The 3,239-nt window shown below is 62.2% G+C and carries 7 protein-coding genes; 2 read left to right on the top strand and 5 right to left on the bottom strand.

The annotated features are described in order from the left end of the window. Nucleotides 1–1,528 (top strand): prolyl oligopeptidase family serine peptidase (locus tag AC1P6P_RS16480; protein WP_481403537.1); only part of this gene is annotated, 1,528 nt, incomplete at its 5' end. Nucleotides 1,529–1,546: 18 nt separating this feature from the next. Here the strand turns inward: AC1P6P_RS16480 and AC1P6P_RS16475 are convergent. The 5 genes from AC1P6P_RS16475 to AC1P6P_RS16455 all read right to left on the bottom strand — a co-directional run bounded on the left by AC1P6P_RS16475 (nucleotide 1,547) and on the right by AC1P6P_RS16455 (nucleotide 2,780). After that, nucleotides 1,547–1,729 carry a hypothetical protein gene (locus AC1P6P_RS16475; protein ID WP_481403536.1) on the bottom strand — a complete coding sequence of 61 codons (183 nt, stop codon included), beginning with the start codon at nucleotides 1,727–1,729 and terminating at the stop codon, nucleotides 1,547–1,549. Nucleotides 1,730–1,752: 23 nt separating this feature from the next. Beyond that, nucleotides 1,753–1,923 carry a hypothetical protein gene (locus AC1P6P_RS16470; protein ID WP_481403535.1) on the bottom strand — a complete coding sequence of 57 codons (171 nt, stop codon included), beginning with the start codon at nucleotides 1,921–1,923 and terminating at the stop codon, nucleotides 1,753–1,755. A 19-nt stretch (nucleotides 1,924–1,942) separates the two neighbouring features. After that, a complete protein-coding gene (locus AC1P6P_RS16465; RefSeq protein WP_481403534.1) occupies nucleotides 1,943–2,152 on the bottom strand; it encodes a hypothetical protein in 210 nt (69 codons plus the stop codon). Nucleotides 2,153–2,178: 26 nt separating this feature from the next. Then, nucleotides 2,179–2,406, bottom strand: coding sequence for a hypothetical protein (locus AC1P6P_RS16460; RefSeq protein WP_481403533.1), 228 nt, complete (start codon nucleotides 2,404–2,406; stop codon nucleotides 2,179–2,181). 134 nt (nucleotides 2,407–2,540) lie between these two features. After that, entirely contained in the window at nucleotides 2,541–2,780 is a 240-nt protein-coding gene (locus AC1P6P_RS16455; RefSeq protein WP_481403532.1) for a hypothetical protein, read from the bottom strand. A gap of 177 nt (nucleotides 2,781–2,957) precedes the next feature. Here AC1P6P_RS16455 and AC1P6P_RS16450 point away from each other — a divergent pair. Then, on the top strand, nucleotides 2,958–3,239 hold a 282-nt coding region (locus AC1P6P_RS16450), incomplete at its 3' end, for a hypothetical protein (protein WP_481403531.1).

Genomic DNA, 3,239 nt, shown 5'->3' with positions numbered 1-3,239 from the left:
GTTCGGCACCGATCTCGGCGCCGGCTCGATGACCTCCTCGGGCTATCCGCGCATCGTCAAGATCTGGCACCGCGGCGAGAAGATTGCTGATGCCGCGACGGTCTATGAAGGCAAGACCGAGGATGTCGCTTCGGGCGGCATGGTCCTGCGCGACGGCGACACCAACGTTGCGGTGATCGTGCGCTCGCCGAGCTTCTTCGAATCCGAATATTTCGTGCTCGGCAAGGCGGGGCTCGAGAAGCTGCAGGTTCCCCTATCGGCGCAATTGCAAGGGCTGCACAAGGGTCGTTTCCTATTCACACTCCGTGAAGACTGGAAATTTCCTGAAGGCGTCTATAAGAAAGGCTCGCTGATCTCGTTGATTTCGATGGAAGAGGCGGATTCGCCTACGTGCCGGGCCACGGCCGCGCCGATTTCCTGCTCGCCGTACCAGGTGCTCTACACGCCCGGCCCGCGCGCTTCCATCGAAGGCGTGGCGACGGGGCGCGATGCGGTCTACGTTTCCATTCTCAACAATGTCATCGGCGAGGTCCGCGCCTTCCGTTATGCCGGCGGCCAGTGGGCCGACAAGAAGCTGCCGCTGCCCGACGGCGGCTCGGCCAACATCATTTCCACCAATGATTTCGGGCCGGAGGTCTATCTCTCGTTCCAGAGCTTCCTCAAGGCGCCGACGCTGTATTTCGACGACGGCAAGGATGCGCCCAAGGAGATCAAGGCGCTGCCATCGCGCTTCGATGCGGCCGGCATGGAAACGGTGCAGTACGAAGCGACCTCCACCGACGGCACCAGGATTCCCTACTTCGTGATGCGGCCGAAGGGATTGACCGGCCCCGTGCCGACCATTCTCAACGGCTATGGCGGCTTCGAGATTTCGGAAACGCCGTTCTATTCGGCCAATTTCGGCAAGCTATGGGTGGGACGCGGCGGCATCTATGTGCTCGCCAACATCCGTGGTGGCGGCGAATTCGGCCCCGGCTGGCACGAAGCGGCGCTGAAACAGAACCGTCAGAAGGCGTTCGACGATTTCGCGGCGGTGGCGGCCGATTTGATTGCCCGCAAGATCACGACGGCGAAACAACTCGGCATCGTCGGCGGCTCCAACGGCGGCTTGCTGGTTTCCACTGTGATGACCCAGCATCCCGAACTTTTCGGTGCCGTGGTGTGTCAGGTGCCGCTGATCGACATGATCCGCTACACCGGGATCGGCGCCGGCGCGTCGTGGATCGGCGAATATGGCGATCCAGCCGATCCCAAGCAGGCCGAATACATCCTCAAATATTCGCCCTATCAGAATGTGTCGAAGGACAAGCACTATCCGCCGGTATTCTTCGTCACCGCCACCTCGGATGACCGCGTCACCCCGGTGCACGCCCGCAAAATGGCGGCGCGCATGATGGAGCAGGGCCACGAGGTCTTGTTCTACGAAAACACCGACGGCGGTCACGCTGCGGCGGCCGACCATCGCCAAGCGGCCGAATTGTGGGGCCTGACCTTCGTCTACCTGGCGGAAAAGCTGGGGCTGAAATGAAGTAGGGGGCCGCGCCCCCTACACTTTCATGTCGAGCTTGTTGCTGCCGGCGGAGCGGCTCGCGGTTTGGGCGACCGCTTCAGCCTTGCGGGTCACGGTTTCGGCTGCAGCGACATTGCTGGCGACCTGCAGCATCCGCGTGTTGGACAGTGCCCGCATCGCTGCGAGCACGGCGCCATCGTTGTTCAAGGTGATTGCCATCGGCCGTGCTCCTGCGGATGGGCTCAGGCCTTGACGTCGAGTGTGTGGCCCGCCGCGGGGGCGGTGGATTGGGCGGCGGGCTTGACGTCTTCGGCGGGCTTGGCGGCCTGCTTCATCAGGTCGACGAGGCGCTGGTGGTACTTGGCATCGCCGGCGCGGATCGCGGCGGCACCGTAGCCGATATCATTGCTCATGGCTGGTTTCTCCTGCGTCTCAGACCCGCAGGTCGAGGTTCTGGCCGAGATTGGGCTTGGTCATCTTGAACAGCGACAGATCGGCCTTGCTGGAATCGCCGCCCGACGTGTCGATCGGCGCCACGACATCGTCATGGGCCTGGACCGGCGCCTTGGCGACGGCATCGACATTGAAGACCGCGGCTGTCGCCTGCATGCCCGCGGAAGAAACACCGACCGACGAAATCATCGCAAATATCCTTTCCGGCGCTGTCGTCAGACAACGACGTTGAATAATCCGCCGCCCATGTCGACGACATCGGGCGGAACCTCGAAACGCGAGCGCATGTAGAGAATCGTCGCCACCCGCTGCACCGCTGCTTCGAGCATCAGATCCGAGCTGTTCTTCGGCGTCTGCTCGACTGTCGGCACGGCGATCTGAACGGCGGTGCGGGTGGCACCGGTCGAACTCAGAGCGGATGTGGCGCTGCCTACGCTACTCATACGGCCGATTTTGCCTAGTGCAGATTGAACGGCCGTAAAGGTTCGTATACGGATTTAAATTTGGATTTATTCAAATTGCGCCCATCCGCGCAATCCGCGGAGATTCGGGAATCGGCGAGGGAAAATTTTTCCGCTTAGGCCAGCGTGTCGAGCAAGGTGCCCATCATTTTGTCGGCCGTCTTGAACACCGCGGTGTTGGCCTCGAAGGAGAGGGCACTCGTCTGGGTATCGACGACCGCCGCCGGCAGGTCGTTTGCTCCGGCGCCAGCAGCGCTGTCCGGCGTGGTTGCCTTGATGACCTTTTGTGCAGCCTTTTCAAACTGGTTGGCGCTGGTCTTGAGGCCGTATGCGGCGGCGGAAATCGCGTCGATCATGCCCCGACCTTAACCGTCGAAGTGCTGCCGGCGCCTTTCGGCGCGACCGCGCATTCGATTCAAATTTGAGCGGATTGTTTGCAGCGCCGTCTTTTTGCCGGGTTTGCGCGCGACGCTGCGATTCTGTCGCGGAAAAATTCCTCCGCGATCGCCCGACGTCTCACCATGGGGGAATGCATGGTTCGAGTGCTGTCGTATGTTTTTGTCCTCTCGCTTGCGGTGACCGCCGCATCGGCCACCACCATCGTGACCTCGCCGCCGTCGGCTGTGCCGTTTTCCGCCGGCTGGCAGTCGCGCGATTGCGGGATTTTCCGCATTGCCGCGCCCGACGCGACGCGGCTCGTCCGGCTGGGACGTTTCGGCGGGGTGTTGAACGATCGCCGCTTCACGCTCAGCTACATGGTCGGCTCGCCCGCGAACGACGGCCTCGCCCAATCGGGTCTCGATTATCGCGAGGTG

The organism is Rhizomicrobium sp., assembly GCF_056722145.1.
This window is presented reverse-complemented; position numbering and strand designations above follow the sequence as displayed.

Bases quoted from the DNA above. Each gene is read 5' to 3' on its own strand.
- AC1P6P_RS16475 (WP_481403536.1), bottom strand. From the start codon at position 1,729: ATGGCAATCACCTTGAACAACGATGGCGCCGTGCTCGCAGCGATGCGG.
- AC1P6P_RS16470 (WP_481403535.1), bottom strand. From the start codon at position 1,923: ATGAGCAATGATATCGGCTACGGTGCCGCCGCGATCCGCGCCGGCGAT.
- AC1P6P_RS16465 (WP_481403534.1), bottom strand. From the start codon at position 2,152: ATGATTTCGTCGGTCGGTGTTTCTTCCGCGGGCATGCAGGCGACAGCC.
- AC1P6P_RS16460 (WP_481403533.1), bottom strand. From the start codon at position 2,406: ATGAGTAGCGTAGGCAGCGCCACATCCGCTCTGAGTTCGACCGGTGCC.
- AC1P6P_RS16455 (WP_481403532.1), bottom strand. From the start codon at position 2,780: ATGATCGACGCGATTTCCGCCGCCGCATACGGCCTCAAGACCAGCGCC.